Source organism: Ornithinimicrobium pratense (genome assembly GCF_008843165.1).
Lineage (GTDB): Bacteria > Actinomycetota > Actinomycetes > Actinomycetales > Dermatophilaceae > Ornithinicoccus > Ornithinicoccus pratensis.
Genome location: NZ_CP044427.1, coordinates 451547 through 471478 on the forward strand (window position 1 = coordinate 451547; position 19932 = coordinate 471478).

Annotated in this window: 16 protein-coding genes and 1 tRNA gene; 11 read left to right on the forward strand and 6 right to left on the reverse strand. The window is 67.6% G+C overall.

What is annotated here, in order from left to right:
* Window positions 1-121: 121 nt before the first annotated feature.
* Together FY030_RS02090 and FY030_RS02095 are read left to right on the forward strand one after the other, a co-directional pair.
* A complete protein-coding gene (locus FY030_RS02090) occupies window positions 122-1321 on the forward strand; it encodes a metallophosphoesterase family protein (RefSeq protein ID WP_202879744.1) in 1200 nt (399 codons plus the stop codon).
* A complete protein-coding gene (locus FY030_RS02095) occupies window positions 1318-4026 on the forward strand; it encodes an AAA family ATPase (RefSeq protein ID WP_158060074.1) in 2709 nt (902 codons plus the stop codon). The genes FY030_RS02090 and FY030_RS02095 overlap by 4 nt, the downstream gene beginning before the upstream one ends.
* Window positions 4027-4062: 36 nt before the next feature.
* Here FY030_RS02095 and FY030_RS02100 read toward each other — a convergent pair whose 3' ends face one another.
* Entirely contained in the window at window positions 4063-4689 is a 627-nt protein-coding gene (locus FY030_RS02100) for a GNAT family N-acetyltransferase (protein ID WP_238348509.1), read from the reverse strand.
* An 80-nt stretch (window positions 4690-4769) separates the two neighbouring features.
* Complete coding sequence (locus FY030_RS02105; RefSeq protein WP_158060075.1) at window positions 4770-5246, reverse strand: OsmC family protein; 477 nt, start codon at window positions 5244-5246, stop codon at window positions 4770-4772.
* 104 nt (window positions 5247-5350) lie between these two features.
* Between FY030_RS02105 and FY030_RS02110 the strand changes: the two genes are divergently transcribed.
* Together FY030_RS02110 and FY030_RS02115 are read left to right on the forward strand one after the other, a co-directional pair.
* A complete protein-coding gene (locus FY030_RS02110; RefSeq protein ID WP_158060076.1) occupies window positions 5351-5818 on the forward strand; it encodes an SRPBCC family protein in 468 nt (155 codons plus the stop codon).
* 79 nt (window positions 5819-5897) lie between these two features.
* A tRNA-Arg gene (locus FY030_RS02115) sits at window positions 5898-5970 on the forward strand.
* Window positions 5971-6005: 35 nt separating this feature from the next.
* Here FY030_RS02115 and FY030_RS02120 read toward each other — a convergent pair.
* Both FY030_RS02120 and FY030_RS02125 read right to left on the reverse strand, forming a co-directional pair.
* On the reverse strand, window positions 6006-7130 hold the full coding sequence (locus FY030_RS02120; protein ID WP_158060077.1) for a tyrosine-type recombinase/integrase: 1125 nt from the start codon (window positions 7128-7130) through the stop codon (window positions 6006-6008).
* Entirely contained in the window at window positions 7127-7324 is a 198-nt protein-coding gene (locus tag FY030_RS02125; RefSeq protein ID WP_029202704.1) for a helix-turn-helix domain-containing protein, read from the reverse strand. Before FY030_RS02125 ends, FY030_RS02120 begins: the two co-directional genes overlap by 4 nt.
* A gap of 349 nt (window positions 7325-7673) precedes the next feature.
* On the opposite strand from FY030_RS02125, the gene mobF reads away from it, so the two are divergent.
* Window positions 7674-11444, forward strand: a complete 3771-nt coding sequence (mobF, locus tag FY030_RS02130; protein WP_202879745.1) for a MobF family relaxase — start codon at window positions 7674-7676, stop codon at window positions 11442-11444.
* 896 nt (window positions 11445-12340) lie between these two features.
* Window positions 12341-13231, forward strand: a complete 891-nt coding sequence (locus FY030_RS02135) for a hypothetical protein (RefSeq protein WP_158060079.1) — start codon at window positions 12341-12343, stop codon at window positions 13229-13231.
* 1434 nt (window positions 13232-14665) lie between these two features.
* Here the strand turns inward: FY030_RS02135 and FY030_RS02140 are convergent.
* Window positions 14666-15154 carry a hypothetical protein gene (locus FY030_RS02140; RefSeq protein WP_158060080.1) on the reverse strand — a complete coding sequence of 163 codons (489 nt, stop codon included), beginning with the start codon at window positions 15152-15154 and terminating at the stop codon, window positions 14666-14668.
* Between the two features lie 453 nt (window positions 15155-15607).
* Here FY030_RS02140 and FY030_RS02145 point away from each other — a divergent pair, with 453 nt between their 5' ends.
* Window positions 15608-16351, forward strand: a complete 744-nt coding sequence (locus FY030_RS02145) for a hypothetical protein (protein ID WP_158060081.1) — start codon at window positions 15608-15610, stop codon at window positions 16349-16351.
* A gap of 322 nt (window positions 16352-16673) precedes the next feature.
* Here FY030_RS02145 and FY030_RS02150 read toward each other — a convergent pair whose 3' ends face one another.
* Window positions 16674-16880: a hypothetical protein gene (locus FY030_RS02150; RefSeq protein WP_158060082.1), complete on the reverse strand. Its 207-nt coding sequence runs from the start codon at window positions 16878-16880 to the stop codon at window positions 16674-16676.
* A gap of 466 nt (window positions 16881-17346) precedes the next feature.
* On the opposite strand from FY030_RS02150, the gene FY030_RS02155 reads away from it, so the two are divergent.
* The 4 genes from FY030_RS02155 (at window position 17347) to FY030_RS02170 (ending at window position 19753) form a co-directional block, all read left to right on the forward strand.
* The gene (locus tag FY030_RS02155) at window positions 17347-17886 is read left to right on the forward strand and encodes a hypothetical protein (RefSeq protein WP_158060083.1); all 540 of its coding nucleotides are present in this window, start codon (window positions 17347-17349) and stop codon (window positions 17884-17886) included.
* Window positions 17887-17997: 111 nt separating this feature from the next.
* Entirely contained in the window at window positions 17998-18237 is a 240-nt protein-coding gene (locus tag FY030_RS02160; protein WP_158060084.1) for a hypothetical protein, read from the forward strand.
* A gap of 227 nt (window positions 18238-18464) precedes the next feature.
* On the forward strand, window positions 18465-19172 hold the full coding sequence (locus FY030_RS02165) for a DUF6308 family protein (RefSeq protein ID WP_192498677.1): 708 nt from the start codon (window positions 18465-18467) through the stop codon (window positions 19170-19172).
* 122 nt (window positions 19173-19294) lie between these two features.
* Complete coding sequence (locus tag FY030_RS02170; protein WP_131104408.1) at window positions 19295-19753, forward strand: GNAT family N-acetyltransferase; 459 nt, start codon at window positions 19295-19297, stop codon at window positions 19751-19753.
* Window positions 19754-19932 lie beyond the last annotated feature (179 nt).

Consider the following 19932-nt stretch of genomic DNA (forward strand, 5'->3'; position numbering starts at 1 on the left):
GGGCGACACGGTTGGGCGCGTGCTGCCCGGGTCTGTCGGTGCGCTCTCTTACGGTGGGGCCACGACCTGATCGGCAGGTCGGCATACGGGCCGGGACGGGCGCGAGGCGGAGGTGAGTGTCATGGTGCGGCTGCTGCACACGGCGGACTGGCAGATCGGGATGACCCGGAGCTACCTGCCGCCGGAGGCCCAGCAGCGGCTCACCACGGCGCGCACCGAGGTGGTGCGCCGGATCGGTGCACTGGCCAGCGAGCAGGGATGCGACCTGGTGGTGGTGGCGGGGGACGTCTTCGAGCACAACCAGCTGACGCCGCAGACCGTCAGGCGGGCTCTTGAGGCGCTGCGGGAGGTGCCGGTCCCGGTCTACCTGCTTCCCGGCAACCACGACCACCTCGGGCCGATGTCGGTCTGGTCCTCACCGCTCCTGCGCGAGGAGCTGCCTGAGCACGTGCGCATTCTGGACACTGCCGGGGTGGTGCAGGTGGCCGAGGGGGTCGAGCTGGTCGCGGCCCCCTGGACGGGCAAGCACCCGGTGTCCGACCCGGTGGCCGGCGCCCTTGACCTGCTGCCCGAAGGGCCGTCGCCCGAGGGCACGGTCCGCATCGTCGTGGGTCACGGCGGGGTCGACCTGCTCGACCGCGACCAGCACAACACCGTACCGGTCGCCGTGGAGCCGCTGGTGAGCGCCCTTTCGGGAGGCCGGGTCCACTACGTCGCGCTCGGCGACCGACACTCCTGCACCCAGGTGGGGGACCCGGCCATCTGGTACTCCGGCGCCCCCGAACCGACCGACTGGCGTGAGCAGCGCCCCGGCGAGGTGCTGGTCGTGGACGTCGAGCCCGGCCCGCCCGGGCACCGGGGGACGGTGGAGGTGCGCCCGCAGCGGGTCGCCCGATGGACCTACCTCGCGCTCGCGCGGCGGGTCGACTCCGAGGACGACCTTGAGGCTCTTGACCGCGAGCTCGGGTTGCTGCCGGGCAAGGAGCGCACGGTCCTGCGCCTCGGTCTGCGCGGCACCCTCGGCCTGGCCCAGCACGCTCGGCTGGAGGAGATCCTCGAGCGGCACGCCGACCTGCTGGCGGCCCTGCACCGGCCCGAGCAACACAACGACGTCGTGCTCGTCGATGACGACGACCTCGGTGAGCTCGGGCTGGGCGGTTTCCTGGCCAGCGCGCTGGAGGAGATCCGCGGAGAGGCTGCCGCGGCGAGCGGGCCGCCGTCGGAGCAGGAAGCCTTCCGGCCAGGGCTACCAGACGACGAGGCCAGCGCCCGGGACGCTCTTTCCCTGCTCTACCGGCTGACGCGGGGAGGTTCGCGATGAGGCTGCACCGCCTGACCCTGCGCGACGTCAAAGGGGTGCGGGAGCGCACCGTGGACTTCCCGGACCGGGGCGTGCTGGTTATCGAGGGCCCCAACGAGATCGGCAAGACCACTCTGCTCGACGGGTTCGACGCCCTGCTGATGCTCAAGGCGACCTCCAAGGCGGCCGCCGTCCGGGCGCTGGCGCCGGTCGACCGCGACGTGGCCCCTTTCGTCGAGGCCGAGCTGACCATCGGCGGCCAACGGGTGCGTTACGCCAAGCGGTGGCTCAGGACGCCCTCCACGACCCTCGACATCCTGGGTGCCCGCCCCGAGCACCTCACCGGCGACGCCGCCCAGCAGCGGCTGGACGCGATGGTGGAACAGCACCTGGACCGCACCCTTTGGGACGCTCTGCGGCTGACCCAGACCGGGGACGGCAGCGTGGCCCCGCTGGTGTCGAGCGCGGTGCTCACCGCAGCGCTCGACACCGCGGCCGGAGCGCAGCAGCACGCCGACGGTGCGGACGCGCTGCTGGACAAGGTGGCCGCGGAGGTGGCCCTCTACTTCACGGCGACCGGCCGGGCCACCGGGGTCTACCGCGAGGCGCTCACCCGCCACACCGAGGCCCAGGATGCTGTGGCCGAGGCGCACCGCAGGCTCGAGGAGGGTGCCGCCCTGCTGGAACGGCTGGGTCAGGCTCGCGAGCGGGCCGCCGCAACCGACTCCGAGGTAGGCCAAGCGGCCGAGCGGCTCGCGGCGGCCGAGCGTGTGGCCGGTCAGACCGAGGCGGTCGCGACGGCGCACGAGGTCGCGCTCGAGCGGCTGGCGCACGCGCAGGACCGGCAACGGCTCACCCGCCGCGCGCTGCGGCAGCGCGAGGCGCTGGTAGCCGAGCGCGAGGAGTGCTCCCGCGAGCTGCAGCAGGCCCGGCACGGCAACCGGGCCGACCTCGAGGCCGCTGAGGAGCAGGCGCAGGCTCTCTTGATGGCCGAGGCCGCGGCCGAGGCTGCCGCCACGAAGGTGGAGGAGGCGGCCGACGATGTCGCTGCGGCTCGCGCCGACGCCGATCATCTCGCCGCGGTCCGCGAGCTGGAGGTTCGCCGTGACGTGCTGGACCGGGCGGAGGAGCTCATCAAGGCCGTCTGCGCGGCCCGGGGTGTGGTGGCCGCCCAGGAGGGCTCCGGCGGCCCACCGGTCGGGGGGGAGCTGGCCCGCAGGGTACGGGCCCTCCAGGACCGGCTGGACGCCATGACGCTGCAGCACGACGGCGCCACCCCGAGCGTGGAGGTCGAGGCGTGGGACTCTGTCGTCGAGGTCGACACTGGGGACCAGACCGCGGTCAACTCGGTGCGACCCGGGGAGCGAGTGCGGGTCCAGGCCTCTCACGACACCACCGTGGAGGTCCCCGGGCACGCCCGGATCCGGGTGCGTCTGCACGAGGAGGCCCGGCACCGGGTCGCCGAGATCGACCGGCTCAGGGTCGAGCTGCGTCACACTCTGACGGAGCTGAACTGTGCCGACGTCGACGAGGTCGACGCCCTCGTCGAGACCGCCGAGGCTGCCCGAACCCGGCTGCGCGAGGCGACCCGCGACGTGGAGGCGCTGCTGCGGCCCTGGGGCTCCACCGTGACGGCCGAGGCCGTCGCCGGTGTGCTGCCGCGCCGCCTCGTGGAGGAGGTCGAGCAGGCCCGCTCACGGGTGGCCCACGGGTTGGCCGCCCGCCGTGCCGGCCGCGAGCTGCCCGTCGACGATGCGCGAGCGCGCGTGGCGGTCCGGGTGGCGGAGGGAGCGCTACGTGACGCCCGCGAGCGACACCAGCGTGCCCGGGACGCCTTGGCCCGTCGTCGCGCGGACGTGGCCACCCTGACCACCCGGCTGGACCGGGCCGAGGGTCATATTGCCGCTCAGCAGGACCGGGTGCGAGCGCTTCAGACCCAGCTGGTGGCCGCGCGGGAGGACGCCTCCGACGAGGTGTTGGCGGAGCAAGTGGGCAGGTGTGCGGCCGAAGTCGGTGACTGGACCCGTGCTGTGCACGAGGCGGCCGAGGCGATGGCCGCGGCCAATGTCGAGGGGGCGCGCGCCGAGCTGCGCTCCGCCCGCCACCAGCACACGCTGGCATCACGGGCGCGTGAGGACGCCCACGCCGAACTCAACCAGATTAAGGGTCAGGTGGAGATGGCAGCGGGGGAGGGGCGCCAAGAGCTCTACGACCTCGCGGTTGCCCACCTTGACGACGCCGAGCGCGACCTACGCGCCATCGACCGGCGGGCCCGCGCGGCCCGCCACCTGCACGCCACCCTCAACCGCCACCGGGACAATGCCCACCGGGCCTACGTCCGCCCCTACACCCACGCGCTGGAAGAGCTCGGCCGTCAGGTCTACGGGTCCGGCTTCGCGGTCACCGTCGACGAGGACCTGTCCCTGTCGGCCCGGACCCTGGGCGGGGTGACCGTCCCATTCGCTGAGCTGTCCGGCGGGGCCAAGGAGCAGCTGGGGATCCTGGCGCGGCTGGCCGTGGCCCGGCTCGTTGACCCCACGCAGGGGGTGCCCGTCGTCATCGACGACGCCCTCGGTTACTCCGACCCACAGCGGTTGCAGCAGATGGGAGCGGTGCTGGGCTCAGCCACCGAGGGCTCGGCCGACATGCAGGTCATCCTGCTCACCTGCACTCCCGAGCGATACGCCACCATCCCCGACGTGCACACGGTCCGGCTTACCGCCTAGCCGAGCCGGCTCACCGCCGAGATTGGACCGACCGGGTCACGACGTCGATCCTGCCTTTCCTGGCGCGTAGGTCAGCCACCGCTCGGTCACTGTGTAGCCCACGGCCCGGTTGATCGCCATGCTCGCCGGGTTGGTCTGCGCGCCACCGGTGCCGAAGACCCGTGCCCCGTCCGCCCACCAGGCCAGCACGGAGGCCGCCTTGACTGCGGTGCCCAGCCCGGCACCGCGGTGGTCGGGATGGACTGCGGTGAACTCGGTCTCGACCCGGTCTCCCCCAGAGCGGGTCATGCTCATCGCGACGAGCGCCCCTTCGGCGTCGCGCGCACCAAAGCCCCGGCCGGTCGACAGCGCCGCGGCGGCCTGGGCCTCGTCGACGGGTGCGTGCGCGGTGGCCGGCCCCGCCCGCGGGTAGTCCTCGCGCGTCGCCCCGTCCAGGCCCGCCACCTCGGCCGCGTCGGCGGGGCCCAGCTCAAGCACGGCATACCCGTGGGCGCGGGCGCGAGTGACCAGGTGCCCCAGGCGCGGCAAATCCTCTTCGCTGGGTCGCAGCCTGGCCCCCCACGACTCTGCGAGGACCCGCCAGCCGCGGGCCTCAAGCTCTCGGCACTGCGGGTCGCTACTCAGCAGCACCCGTACGGTCTCTGGGCTCACGGCATCGCTCATAGACCAGGACGGTAGTAGGCGTCCCACACCGCCCATCCTTCCGGACGCGCCGGATGTACGAACAGGACGCGTGCTCCCCTTCAGGCAGGGGGCGCGGCGACCTCCGTCACCGGCTCGTGTTCCACGGGGAAGTTCATCGACGAGGCGATGAAGCAGGCGCTCCCGGCCTCCTCGTGCAGCCGGGGGGCCAGGTCGACGTGCACAGCGCTGGCAACAGTGACGTGCGGGCGCAGTAGCACCCGACTGAACCGGCCGCCGATGCCTTCCTGCTCGAGCCAGCCCACAGGTTCGTCTCGGTATGCGGTCACCGTCACCCCGTGGGTCACCGCGACGTGGAGGAAGGAGAGCAGGTGGCACTCCGAGAGGGCGGCCAGGAGCAATAGCTCGGGGTTCCACCGGCTCGGATCGCCTCGGAACGGCTTGTCTGCGGACAGCTCCAGCTCGGGTCGGCCCGGGCCGTGGGCAAGCACGTCCCGGGAGTAGTCGCGGTAGCCGGACGTCCCGGTGCCGCGGTTGCCGCTCCAGGTCAGGTCGAGCGCGTAGGTGTGCATGGCCATGACGTCACTGTGACAGAGCTGGCGGCTCAGTGGCGCGCAGTGGTCTCAGGCTCGGGCGCTTCCTCCGGTCGCGGGGTCGGCAGGTGGCCACTAGCGTCGAGGACATGAACGACGACACGAGCATCACCGTCAGCCGCACGATCGACGCCTCGGCCGCGGAGATCTTCGACGTCCTCTCCCTGCCTGAACGGCACGTCGAGCTCGACGGCTCCGGCTTCGTCCGATCCGTGGACCATGGGGACCGGATCACCAGCACGGGCCAGGTCTTCACGATGAACATGACCGGGGACCACATGGGCGGTGACTACCAGACCGACAACCACGTCACTGGCTATGACAAGGACCACCTGCTTGCCTGGGAGACCGCCCCAGCTGGCACGCAACCGCCCGGGTGGCAGTGGGTGTGGGAGCTGGTTCCCCAGGGCCCGGGCAACACCGAGGTCCGGCACAGCTACGACTGGGGCAAGGTGACCGACCAGGAGCTGCTGCAGAAGGTCTCCTTCCCGCTCGTCACTGAGGAGCAGTTGGAGGGCACCCTCGCCCGGTTGGCCGCGGCGGTCTCCGGCGGCTGAGCCAGGGGCCGTGCGGTGCTGGACCAGCGGCATACCCGTGAGAGGATTGAGGGTGCGCCGGTGGCGGTACCGCTGGCCTGCCCTCGTAGCTCAGGGGATAGAGCACCGCTCTCCTAAAGCGGGTGTCGCAGGTTCGAATCCTGCCGGGGGCACGTTGCATCTGTGCACGTCAACGTGCTGCCGACGCTCACAGACTTCCTCCCAGGTCGATCCCCGGCCCCATCTTGGGACGTGTTTGGGACGTGAATGCCCGGTTGACCCTTTCGATCGCTGCTCGGTCGGCGTCGGTGCCCATCAGGTGCCCGTAGGTGTCGAGGGTGAGCTTGGTCGAGCTGTGGCCCAGCCACGAGGCGATGGTCTTGATGTCCACGCCGGCTGCGATCCACAGGCTCGCCGCGGTGTGCCGTAGGTCGTGCGGACGTCGACCGCCGGCCGTCGCGTTCCAGTTCACGTCGCGGCGCCAGTTCTGCGCATGCAGGTAACCGCCGTGCGGCGCCGGGAAGAGCAGATCGTCCGGCTCCAGGGAGGCAGCCCTCGCCTCGACGGCCGGGAGAGCCAGCGACAGCAAGGGGACGACACGGCTCCGGCCGCTCTTAGTGGTGGACCGCTCGATGACCTTGCCCGTCCGACCTGACTGCGGCAGCGACCTGGACACCACCAGGGCTGGGTAGGGCACGCGCGTGACGTCCCGCACGCGCAACCCCCGCAGCTCCCCGAAGCGCAGCCCTGTCAGACCGAGGATCAGCGTGACGTCGGCCAGGTCGCCGGCGAGCTCTCGGTGCTCGTCCACCAGCGCGAGCAGCTCGTCCAGCGTGAAGGGACGCACCTCGGCGCCCGCGCTCGGCGCGTCCGGGCGGGGCATCCGCACAGCGGCGGCCGGGGAGTCCCGGATGACCCGGGCACGCACCGCGTAGTCGAAGAGCCCGCGAAGGGTTGTCCGCACCCTCGCTGCGGTCCCGACCGAGCGGGAAGACGCAAGGTCGGCCAGGAACCGCTCGACCTGCAGCCGGTTCACCGAACCCGTCGACCGTTGGCCGAACACCGGGAGGATGTGGACGCGGAGCGCACTCTCGTCCGACTCCCACGCTCGCACCGAGACCTGCCCCTGACGTACCTCTAGATATCCCTTGGCCACGTCGGCGACGCTGACCCTGCCGGCTGACGGGGACACGAAGTCGCCCATGAGGATGAGCTGCTGCTGCTCCCGTTCCCACGCGACGGCGTCCCCGCGCCGCTCGAACGAGCGGGTGGCGACGATCCGGCTTCGATGCCACACCCTGACGCGGTAGCGGCGCCCGCGCTTCTCGATCACTCCAAGACCTCTCGTTGCGCCTCAAGCCAGTCGTTGAGGTCCGACGGCTTGAAGAACACCCGGCGGCCGACCCGGATCGCCGGTGCGAACCGGCGCTGGAGCCGGAGGTAGTTGAGAGTGTTCGGCGAGATGTGGCACCACCGGGCAGCCTCCTCGATGGTGAGCAGCTCGATGGGGCTGATGGTCTGAGACATGACGTTGACGTCCTTCCACTCGTGGTCAGCACTTGCTGCTGTGATCCCTAAAGCGTCGAGATCGATCCCAGGGACTCACCGTCTTCTCCCATTCAGCCAGTTCCGACCGTCTGACGATCGACCCCGGACCAAGATTGTGGACAGACCCCGCCCGTCAGCCTCCGAGCCAGCCGCTCACCCGCGACCCGACACCATCACCCCCTGCGACGACCGCATCCTCGACCCACAGTCCGACGACCGACTACCGCCGCGACCCCGCACCTGCAGAACCACGGAGAAGGACACACCCGGTGCACTCGGTCGCCGTGGTGAGACCCTGGGCCTCGCTCGTCCGCTTTGTATAGGTGTGATGACGTTGCACAAGCTCGCCGCAGGGAGCGGGTACACGTACCTGACGAAGCAGGTCGCTGCCCACGACGCCACCGAGAGGCGGCAGGTCGGCCTCGCCACCTACTACGAGGAGAAGGGCGAGGCGCCCGGGCGGTGGCTCGGCACCGGCCTCGCTGGCCTCGACCTCGCCGAGGGTGACATCGTCACCGAGGAGCAGATGAAACTGCTGTTCGGGCAGGGCCACCACCCCCGTTCCGACGAACCTGAGGCCGCCGCGAAGGGGTGGGGTGCGTTGGGGCGCGCGTTCCCGACGTTCAATGCCACGTCCCTGCGGCAGGTGACGGCGCAGGCGTTCAGCGAGCACAACACCAGCCGGGGGTTGGCGTGGAACGCCCCGATTCCGGCGGAGGTTCGGGCTCAGATCCGCACTCAGGTGGCCCGGGGCGCTTTCGAGAAGCGACACGGCCGCGCCCCGATCGACGAGGCCGAGCTGACGACGTTCGTCGCGAAGGCGTCGCGGCCGGCGCAGGTGCCGGTGGCTGGGTTCGACCTGACGTTCTCGCCGGTGAAGTCGGTCTCGGCCCTGTGGGCCCTCGCCCCGGCCGAGGTCGCCCAGCAGGTAGGGGCCGCGCACGAGGACGCGGTCCGCTCCACCCTGGCGATGCTGGAGGCAGAGGTTGCGTTCACCCGGGTGGGCAAGGGCGGTATCCGCCAGGTCCCGGTGACCGGGTTGGTGGCGGCGGCGTTCGACCATCGGGACTCCCGCACCGGGGACCCGGACCTGCACACCCACGTCGTCGTCTCCAACAAGGTGCAGTCGCTGCCCGAGGAGGGCGGACGCTGGTTGACGTTGGACGGGCGGATGCTGTTCAAGGCCAAGGTGATGGCGTCTGAGCACTACAACACCCACCTCGAAGCCGGGCTCGTGGAGCGGCTCGGTGTCCGCTTCGTCGACCGCCCCGGTCAGGAGGGCAAGCGAGCGGTGCGAGAGATCGCCGGGGTCGATCCAGTCCTGCTCACGGCGTGGTCGTCGCGCCGGCAGGCGATCGAGGCCCGGCAGGCCGAGCTCGCTTTAACCTTCCGGGCTGTCCACGGCCGCACCCCCACCGCCATCGAGTCCCTGGCGCTGGCGCAGCAGGCGAACCTGGAGACCCGCCCCGGAAAGCACGAACCCCGCTCCGGGGCCGAGCAACGCCACGCCTGGCGGGCGCAGGCCACGTCAGTGCTCGCCCGCGACGGACGCAGCCCGGAGGAGATGGTCGCGAGTGCGGTGGGGGCGGGGTGGAGACGCCCCCGGAAGCGCGGCGGAGACGGTTGTATCTTCGCAGGTCACGAGGTGGAGACGCTCCAGCGACGCCTCCCGGAGCGGCGGGGTGGGGGCGTGCGCCCTCAGCTCCTCGCCGCCCGCGTCGTAAAGGTGCTGGAGGGGTCGCGGGCGACGTGGCAGGTCTGGCACGTGCGGGCCGAGACGCTGCGCCAGCTCCGCACCGCCCAGGTGCCGCTGGCCCACCTGGAGGAGCACGCGCGTGAGGTCGAGCGCTGGGTGCTGCAGGGCTTCTCGATACCGGTCGGTGTGCTTCCGGAGCTGGGTGAGCCGGAGGTGCTGCGTCGCCCGGACGGGCAGTCCGCCCACACGGTGCACGGCAGCCAGGCCTATACCTCCCGCGCGATCCTCGCTGCCGAGGACGAACTACTCAAACTGGGGTTACGTCGCGACGGCCGCCAGGCCGCCCGGTCAGTGGTCGAGACCGTCCTGGCCGCCCAGAGCGCGGACGGGCCGCGCCTGGACCGGTCGCAGACGGCGATGGTCCGCACCCTGGCCACGAGCGGGTGCCGGGTCCAGGTCGCCCTCGCCCCGGCGGGCGCCGGGAAGACCGCCGCGCTGCGGGTGCTGGCCCGGGCCTGGGAAGCCTCCGGTGGCACCGTCCTCGGTCTGGCGCCCACCGCGGTCGCGGCCGAGGAGCTCGGCCGGGCCACCGGCATCCCCGCGGACACCCTCGCCAAGTACCTCCACCAGACCACCGTGGGCGGAGCGGTCGGCCCGGGAACGTTGGTGCTGATCGACGAGGCGGGGATGGCCGGCACCCGCGACCTCGCAGCCGTGGTCCGGCACGTGGTCGACGCCGGCGGCAGCGTCCGGTTGGTCGGGGACGACCAGCAGCTGGCTGCCGTCACCGCCGGCGGGATCTTCCGGGACCTGGCCGAGCAGGGGCACGCGCACGGCACCACCGCCACCCTGACCGAGCTGCACCGGTTCACCGACCCGGCCGACGGCGCGGCCACCCTCGCCATCCGCGACGGCGACCCCGCCGCCCTGGAGCACTACCTCGACCACGACCGGGTCCACATTGGTGACACCGGGAACGTGGTCGAGGCGGCGTACGCCGCCTGGGCTGCTGACCAGGAGGCCGGGCTGTCCAGCCTGCTGCTGGCCGCGACCCGCGACACCGTCTGTGAACTGAACCAGCGCGCGCGGACCGACCGCCTCGACACCACTGGGCAGCCGCCCGGACGCGAGGTGACCTTGGCCGACGGCACCCGCGCCAGCGCCGGTGACTCCGTGATCACCCGCCGCAACGACCGAACCCTGCGTGCTGGGGATGGGTCGTGGGTCAAGAACGGCGACCGATGGCACGTCCTGGAGATTCACCCCGACGGAAGCCTCTCCGTCGAGCGCCACCGCGACGGTGGCGAGAGGAAGCGGCCTCACGTCAGCCTGTCGGCCGGGTACGTGGCCGAGCACGTGCAGCTGGGGTACGCCAGCACCATCCACGGAGCCCAGGGCGCAACCGTCGACACCACCCACACCGTCCTGAACGGCACCGAGACCCGCCAGGCGTTGTACGTCGCCCTCTCCCGGGGCAGGCAGACCAACCATCTCTACCTCGCCACGCCTACAGCCTCGATGGATGGTGCCGGCCCCGTGGTCCAGGACACGGTCGTGGAGCCGCGGCAGGTGCTCGCCGACATCCTGGCCCGGGACGGCCGCGCGCTGTCCGCCACGGCGGTCGAGCGCGGTGACGCCGCCCAGCTGCTGCGCCAGGCGGTGCTGGCCTACCAGGACGCCCTCCCGGTCTTGGCCCAGCAGCACCTCGGACATGAGCGCATGGCGCACTTGGACGAAGCGCTCGAGCACCGGGTGCCCGGCATTACCGCAGCGCCGGCCTACCCGCACCTGCGCGGCCAGCTCGCGCTGCGCTGGGTCGACGGCGCACCACCACAGACGGTGGTCGAAGAGGCGACCTGGTTCCGCGGCACCCAGTCCCTCACGGAGGCCGAAGACCCCGCCGCCGCCCTCGCCTGGCGCATCGCCGGGACCATCCCACCGTCGCACCGGGACGCACCCTTGCCCTGGCTGCCCGACGCCCCACCCGTCCTGCGGCAGGACGCGGAGAACAGCGACTACCTCGACCAGCTCACCCACCGGATCGACGACCTCAAGCAGCGCGTCGCAGACGAAGCACAGCGGGCGGGCGCCTCCGATCGAGCCCCCTGGCAACGCACGCTGCCCCCAGAGGCCGACGACCAGCTCCTCGGCGACCTCGCCATCTGGCGCGCTGCCCACGAGATCCCACCCACCGACCCGAGCCCAACGGGCCCGCCCATCAAGGACCCCCAGGCAGCCAGACACCAGTCCCGCCTCATTCGCCGACTGGCGGTGCAGTCACCGGTCTCATCCGCGCCCACGGCAGACGGCGCGACTGACAGGCTTCGAGCCAGCCAACGACAGGCAGACCGTCAACGTCTCCATGACGGTGCTACCCGCCACCTCTCTGGTCCGTCGCGATGACCAAAGTGCACCGCAAGAACGCGGAACCGCGCGGTCGATACATCGCTGTACCGCCGAGGTGCGTGACATCCCGCCTCCGCCGATGTCCGGATGGCCGTGAGCTAGAACCTCGAGAACTGCAGTGGCAGCGTCACTCGACCTGCCATGCAACACAGAAGGCGACTTCGACGACTCCAAGAGAGGAGCCCTGCAGCCGAGCCGGTGACCGCACCGAAGGCTACTTGCAGGTTCGAGGGCTGGTGAGGATGTATGTTCTTCGGGTGGCTGTCGAACCTCCAAGACGCGCAAGGGTGCAAGTTCCGGGTTGGATTTGGGGCGGTAACCCTAAAGGACTTTTGGATGGGTGTGAGATGTTGTCACGTCCGGACCGTCAGGGGCGGTTCTTAGTCCAAACTGAGGAGGCGTACCGGTACCAGCGTCCCGATCTCGTCCGCCTGAGAACGATCGCTAAGCCCTTCGATTCTACGCCTCGATGGGACGAGTTCGGGCGCCTGTCTGAAAGGGTGACGGTAGAACTCCCAGAGCGGGTGGCTTCGACTCTCCAGCGGCAACTGACCAAGGCTGAGGGGCGAGGAGAGCTTGTTGACCTACTAAACCACCAACTCTTAGTGTTGCACACCTTGCCTCTAGATCAACTACCCACTCAGTCCAAGTACCTGGTCGAAACCCTCAACGCTATAACTTTCAAAGATGATCCGTCGAGTGGGCCATTTAGAAGTACTTGGGTCCACCTAGTCGAAACTAACCCCGCTCTTCATCATCGCCTCAAGTTGGCCTCCGTTTGGGTGCGCATAGGACAAGATCCACGGCTAGGAGGGGGCGATCCTACGCACCTGAAACGACTCAACACGCAACAAGATGCGATCTTCTCCTCCTCCGCTGGCTTGTACGATGGCGTGCTGACCTTCGACGCCTACTTGAATCCACTACTTGCCGCTGGAGCTCCGGGGATATGGGCGGTCAGCGTGTTCCGATCCTTCGGCACGCTGATCTTTAGTTTGGGCTCCTTTGTGTCTGGCACAGAAGGCGAGGCCTCCGAACTCTTGCAACTGGTCCGGACTCCGGGCGCGAAAGAGGCGACCGAGTTTCGCCCACTTTCCGTCTCGGCGGCTGATGCCGCGCTCCATTGGTGGATCGAGCATCTCAACCTCTTGTTCGGCGTGCTCAGCGATCTGTCTCCTTTCGCTGATCGCGAGGGCGACTACCAGCCAGCTAAGCATCTTGAGGCACTGCTTACATTCGAACAGATCTTCCGCCGGACGACATCCATGCTGGTCGCCCATCGCGATACCAACGCTCGGCGCACCCTGCTCTTCACCATTTTGGACTCCATGGAGGGCGTGCGAGGCACGAACCTCATCACAATGTTCACCCTCGGTCACGCTACAAAGGTCTTACAGCGCTTAGAGACATGTATTCCATCTCCCGCGGCGGAGATCCTCTTGCCAACCGCGCGGCGCGCTGTCTCCGCTCTTGAAGAGATGCAGCAAGGCTTCTTTATTCGTCGTCAGCTGGGAACGGTCACGGTAGACCTGCAACTTGGGCCCGGAAATACGCGCCACCTCTCGGTCGAGGCCGCGACAGCGTTGTACCTGAAGATCTTGCGTGACGCCACTCACGGCCACGGTTCCGACAAGGAATCGTCCAAGGCACAGACCGCGGCCTTGCTCGCACACCATGACGGAGAAATTCCGCACGACGTGAGTCTACTGGGTTACCTGTACCTAATCGATATCCTGGCCCATCCTGAACGCCTACCGCGGGTTCTCTTTCGGGGAGGCAAGTGAGTGGGCGATGGTGAACAGCACTATGTCACGTCGACTCTACGCGGACCTGGCCTTGCGGCGCGGACAAATAGACTTACCAGGCAAGATCAACTGGCGCGACGTGCAGAGCGGAGGTGAGGAGTTGGAACGCTTGAGGACCGTGGGCACAACGCTCACTGACCAGCAGCCGCGTGCATGTGGATTGTGTGGTGATGTCCGCAAACTCTCCCGGGCTCACGTTCCACCCCAGGCCGCTGGTAACGGCACCAGTGTCGAGCGTGCAGCCGATCTTATTGACGATGAGCGGCTTCGTCGGCCCGGACGCTGGGTCAGGGGTGGGATGTGGGTGCGGGGTTTGTGCGCAGACTGCAACAATCTCGCCGGCGTCGCCCACGACCGCGCCTATGCCGACTTCGCCAGCCAGGTCACACGTCTCTCGACGCCAACTGCGAGGCTTCTGGCCGTTATCCCGGGAGAGGCTCCCGCAGCTCGTTTCGCGCCCGGGCTAGTCGCACGGTGTGTCTTGTTCGGAATGTTCGCAGTTAACTTGCGACTCCGGGTGATATTCCCGGAGTTAGCTCACGATCTATTGCACGAGCCCTCGCCAGGGCACGGCCCAATCAGATGGCCAGATCGAGTTGCTTTGCGATTGGGGCGAACGCATCCCCTCTATCCAAGAGCGGGGGTTATATCCAGCGGGGTGTGGGCCATGAGAGTGCTAAAAGAAAGGGTCGCGCACTTCACCTTTGCTGATATCGTCTTCCCCCCTCTCTCGTGGTCCCTGGTGCCAACTGACGACGACGAAACTGCCCGATTAGGTCCACAGATCACCACCGACCTAGTCGATGCGAGCGACTGGGTACATTACGGCCCAGACCGGACCAACGTAGACTTGCGGTCGCTGGCGCGTTCACTACCAGCCATTGCCCTGCCCCTCCTGGCCCGGACCAACGATTGGGTGGAGTTGATGACTCGTGACGGCAGCGATGCTGATGCAGTCATCGTTTTTGGGAGAATTCCCTAGATGGCAACCAATGAGGTAGCGGGGATGCAGTCTGCTTCGGCTGGTCTCCCGACGAGGGCGTGGCCGGCGACGCACACGACTTTGCCGCATCCCGGTAGTGTTCCGCCCGCGGCCGTGCAGCCGGTAAGGCACCACACGGGTCTTCCCTCACGGGTAAGAGAAGGGCTGCAAGTAGACCCCGGTGGTGCGCCGCCAGACGCGCGCATCTGCCGCCTTGGGCACGGTGTGCCGCTTCGCTAGAGGGCTGGAGCCCAACGTGCACTACTGAGCCCATGCGCTTGCCGACAGCCATTCCCCGTCACGGGCGCTGAAGGACGGTCGGCGCCAGCTCCGGAATGCCAACAAGGCAGATATGACGTTTGGTCACGCCAGGGACGTCTCCCGAGGGCCGGGTCGATGAGGTCGCGCGCAGGGGGGATGGTTCACACCTATTAGGAATTGAACTCTCTGAAGAACCACTCACATCGGTCGGGCACGATCTGCGCCAGTTCAGCGCTGACGTCGATTTGATACTGAGCGGCTAACAGTCCTACCTGCTCACCGACTGGCTCTCGGAGCCACCGCAGAACCCGTTCCAGCGCCTGTAGGTCCACGGGCGGTGGACGATCCAGGTCGTAAGTGCTGAGGTTGGACATGAACTCGGTGAAGTGACGACGGATCGTCTTTAGCTCTGTTTTCAACTCCCGACCTAGACCGGGAGTGCGCAGCAGGGTGCCGATGAACTGGCGGATATAGCTCGCCGATGCTGCGCAGCGCAGCGGGTCTTCCCTATGGTGTGCCGGCCACAAGAGGCGGCGATCCTCCAGCTCATCGATCAACTGCACCGCAACGTCGCGATCACTGAGGTCGACTTGCCACTGCGCACCGAGAGAGAACCCTCCAACGCCAGCGCTGGCGCCAGTCAACTTGTATTTGGGCACACGCCATGATGGCACGAGGTACGGACCGAAGGTCACTCATGCGGGGGTCCGGTGCCCAGCGCGGGCGCATCCGCATCTGCCGCAACCAGGAATCAAGGTCAGCTTGTCGCCGCCTCACAGAGGGGAGAGACCCCGCCCGCGCCCCCTAGTCTCGTTGCTCGGTCATGACGGTCCGCGGGCGGGAAGGAACCGATTCGGCGCCGCCCGCGTCGTAGCGGTATGACGGGGCCAACTCCAGCGGGGGCGCGCGGGCCGTGCCTCGGGACGCCGAAGTGTCAGAGGACTTGGCCGCCGCTGCGGACCGTACGGGGCTGGAGCTCATCAACATCGAGCCCGAGGGAGGACCCTGACCTCATCAGCGAGCCTGAAGGTTGCCCTATCAATGGCCTCCGTAGGGGCCAGAGGGTCATACGTTAAGCGCACGGTGGAGTGACAAGTGGGGAAGGTTCCAGGATGACGTCGATCGGTCTTCAAGGATTCTCAAGTCGCCTCGGGGTGGTGGTCCTGATGGCAGTCTTCGTGCTTGTCACCGCTTCCTGCGCCAACCTTGAGAAGGGCGGGGCTACCACTGCGTCACAAGATGCATCGGTCGCGTCGGCACCAGCAGATGCCTCGGTCACATTGTCACCACCAGATGAGTCGGTCGCATCGGCACCACCAGATGAGTCGGTCGCAACATCCTTAGAGCCTGAGGGCAGCCGGGCGCCGGCCGTGGACCGAGACTTCGCTGACATGGTTGCGGCCTACACCGACGAGCATCCCGATACCTTCGCCAGCGTCGGCTGGACCGGTGAGGACTACAGCGGATTCACGATCCAAGTGGCCGCGGGGCAGGAGGACACACCCGAGGTCGCCTGGCTACGTCGACAAGTACCCGATGCGGCGCATGGAGGGGAGCGGGTTGAGTTCGTTACGGTCACCCATTCTTTCAGCACCCTCGACCACATCCGTGATCTCTTGCGGCCGCGGATGCTCGACGGCCAAATTAATGGGTTGGGGCTTGGCAGTCTTGAGAATGTGGTCTGGGTGCTTGCTTCGCGAGGGCAGATCGAAGAGGCAGGCGGAGAAGAGGTCCTGCTCGAGCTGCTTTACTCGGACCTTCCCGACGAGTTTCAAGATGTTCTACTTCTAGAGGAATCGGAAATGCCTATCGTTGGAATGGAGGTGGGACCTGAGACGTCACTGAACTCACCCTGAACATGAGCATAGCCCGTGCGGGTATGCGTCCATTTAACGCAGGATCGGGGTACCCGGGTAGACCAGCCGTCCAGCCCTGGAAAGGCTCATGGCGAGCCATCGGGCTACAGGTGAACGCCTGCTGTTCGCCGTCAGGTTGCCGCCTGGCCAGGAGGTCGAGATTACGAGCCGCGTCACGGAGCACTGCCAGACCGAACCCCGTTTGATCGTCTTTGTTCAACGGCTGACCTAGGCCACCCCCGGTACGTCGATCATTCGCTCTGAGCGCACGTCCGACGCCCTGTACTGCCGCGGGTACTGCGTCAACAGGTGCTGATGGAGCTCATGTCAAACGGGTAACGCGCGCTGTCCCCGGAACCGAGGCGTAGTCGACGAGGTAGAGATTCTCATCGGAGTTTAAGCGGTCGAGCAGGGTAGTCAACGGCACACCGCTGATGAACTCGTCCGTTGAGAACGACCACGGCGGACTGGAGCCAATCAGGTAAACGGGCATCTCCTCGATGCCCCGAACGGAGTAGATGTGACCCATGGCTCCAAGGTACCCCGGTCTGGAGCACGTCCGACTTTGCCGCCTTGCGCGTGCGCAGGGACAGCGCGCTACTCAAGCACGGGGTCCTTGGCCCGCCCCACAGACATGGGCCGCGCATCACATCGGCGGGCGCGGCTCGGTTGAGTTGCCAGAGCTGGAATGTCTAGGGCACGTCGTAGCCCACCACCCATAGCGTGTATGGACCCAAAACCACGAAGGAGGGCGGGTCTGACCTGACGGCCCTCTGCAGCAACAGGAGCGGTACGAGGAACACGAGGATCCTGCTGCCATCGTAAGGGCACCCTTCCGCACGGCCAGAAGCAGGAACACGCCCGCCGACGACCTTCCTTCGACGTCAAGAAGCTCGCCCAGCTACGTCGAGGCCTGCCCGGTGCGCCAGCAGGTCGCGATTTGGGTCAGCAGGATGGTGCGGCAAGATAGCCTCGACCGCATACGGAGGAGTTCAGTGACTAACAAGACCGTCGAGCGCGACGCAGCCACAGAGAACGCGGCGGAGATACTCGGAGACCTGAAAGCCAAGGGCGGCAGGTTCCGTGAGGTCGAGACCGACTGGAGTTTCCCCGCGTCCCGTCGCATCGCAAGAGGCTCCCGATGCGTCTGCCCCTGTGCCGGCGACCAGTCTGGCAACCAGCGGCTCCTGGCGCGCACTGTGACTGGACGGGCTGACGACGTCCAGGGAATCTTCACATGGCTCTGGGTAGCCGGACACAGCACGCCCAAGAAAAAGGTCCCGCCGTCCGCGGTGGCACTCTATGACGGCCAGGACGCGCACCGGTCCCGTACGCTGAATCCCTTGGTCGTGACCTGTCCGCGATGCCGAGTGAGCTACTTCTTGTTCCCTGGTTACTTCCCGAACATCGCCGGCCTCCTGAACCTCCCGAGTCCCGCGGATGGAGGGCCGCAGAACGTGCTCACCCCAGGCATCGTCAACGTGCTGATCTCAGACGGATCGGGCCACTACGACAGGCGCATAGCCGAGGGATGACGCCGTCACTGATATGATGTAAACGCTACAACTTGGAACATCCTGAGCGGGGTCGCCGGAATCTTCCCACGCTGGTAACGCGGGATACGCCCAGAGAGGGCTCTCGTTGCCATGCCCCAGAAGAAGAGCACAACAGTCGAGCAGGCAAAGACTCATGCCGGCCCAGACCCAACCCTGGTTGACGTCCGCACCTTGGTGATCGTTCTCAGCGCAGTCTTGGTTGGCGTGATGGTCGGAATCCTCACCTGGGCCGCCGAGGCTCCCAACATCTGGGGCGCCATACTGGCCGGGCTCATCGCTGCTGGAGCCGCCATCCCCATCCTCAACAAGCTCGTTGCTCACAGCCACTGAATCGCACTCCGGTCTTGAGCTCAGGGCGGACGAAGGCTGCGAGGCCGCTGAGGGCCGCCACCCGCATCTTTCCGGCCAACGACACCCGGCCGGCGCCGACATGTTGTTCCCGAGGTCCTCCACCACATGCCACTTCTTGCGCCGCTCGATCAGGACTACGGGCTTCCCCGCTCGACTAGAGGATCCTCGGTGGTTGAAGCCAGTGCCCAAACGAAAAGGAGCTGACCTTGTCCGCCACGGTGACCCTGACGGCCAGCATGCAAAGAGACAAATTTGAGGAGGCTGTCCGCGTCCTACGCGCCTATTACGCGCCGTTGCGCGACGGCTTCGGGTTCACAGGCGGTGCTTGGGACACTTTCGACCCCAGCGGCACCCGGGCCCTGAGCACCAACACCTTCACCGCTGACGACCTCGCCGCCTGCGCACTCTTGGCCACTCCTATCCACGGCCGGGCAACGCTAGAACTCCTTCAACGGCAACGGCCGAAGTTTGAGAAGCTCCTCGAAGAAGTCGGTCCAGATCGCGACTTCGTCACAGTGAAGTCCGCTGACGGAGAAGACTTCCGTGCCGTTCGCCACACTTACGCGGCGCTGCGGAACGTCCCCGGCATCGGGGAGACGCGCGCCACGAAGCTGCTCGCGCGCAAACGTCCCCGGCTGGTCCCCATCGTGGACAGCGTGATCAGGCAAAGCGCATTCAACAACGCCACCCGGCACTGGTCTCCCCTGCACGAGGCACTCGTTGCCGACGGCAACGCGCTTTGGAAAAGGCTCGTGCACCTACGCGATCAGGCAGGGCTTGGACCCGAAGTCTCCGTCCTTCGCGTATTTGACGTCCTGGCTTGGATGGACGGGTCTGGGAACAGCGAACTGGTGCTTCGGGAAATGCCGATTGGCGTGCAGACAGAAGAAGGGAAGCCCGGAGACGACGACTGAGGCCGTACATCCTGTACTGCCGCTGGTGGTCGGTCGCGCAGGGTTGGGGCGCTCCGCGGAGCACTTCTGCTCGAGCCGGCAATCACGTGTCCTTGGGCCGTGCGTTCTGGCAGGCTCAGTCCATGGGATGGATCTGTGGCCGGGACCTGCAGGTGCCGGAAGCGGCGAAGCGACTTCTGGCGGAGGTGCCTGAGTGGTTCGGTCTCCCGGAAGCGAACGCTGACTACATCGAAGCGGCTCGTACTAAGGAGACCTGGACGGTCCGCGATGACGACGGCAACGTCATCGGGCTCACCTTGGTCGATAGGCACTTCCCGCACGTGGCGGAACTCCACCTCATGGTCGTCGACCGCGACCGTCACGGTCAGGGTGTCGGAACCGCCATGGTCCGGGCCGTCGAGGAAGACGCAAGGGAGCGCGGTGTTCAGTTGCTCGAGGTGAAGACGTTGGGCAGCTCACACCCGGACCCCGGTTACGCGCGCACCCGTCACTTCTACGAGCAGGCTGGGTTCCTCCCGCTCGAGGAGACGAACCTTTGGGGTGAAGCGAATCCGTGCCTCTTCATGGTCAAGCCGGTCTGAGACCTGGGCCCGGCCAACTCGACAGCGGCATCCGGACTTGCCGCTGGTGGCTATAGGCGCAGTTTCAAGAACTCCCCTGCTCCGGTGGTGGATCTCAGCCGTCTGGTGGTGGATCGGTTCTGCCCGGCCTCGACGGAACCTGTGAGCCAATGGGTGCGTCAGAACGCCGAGCGAAGGGA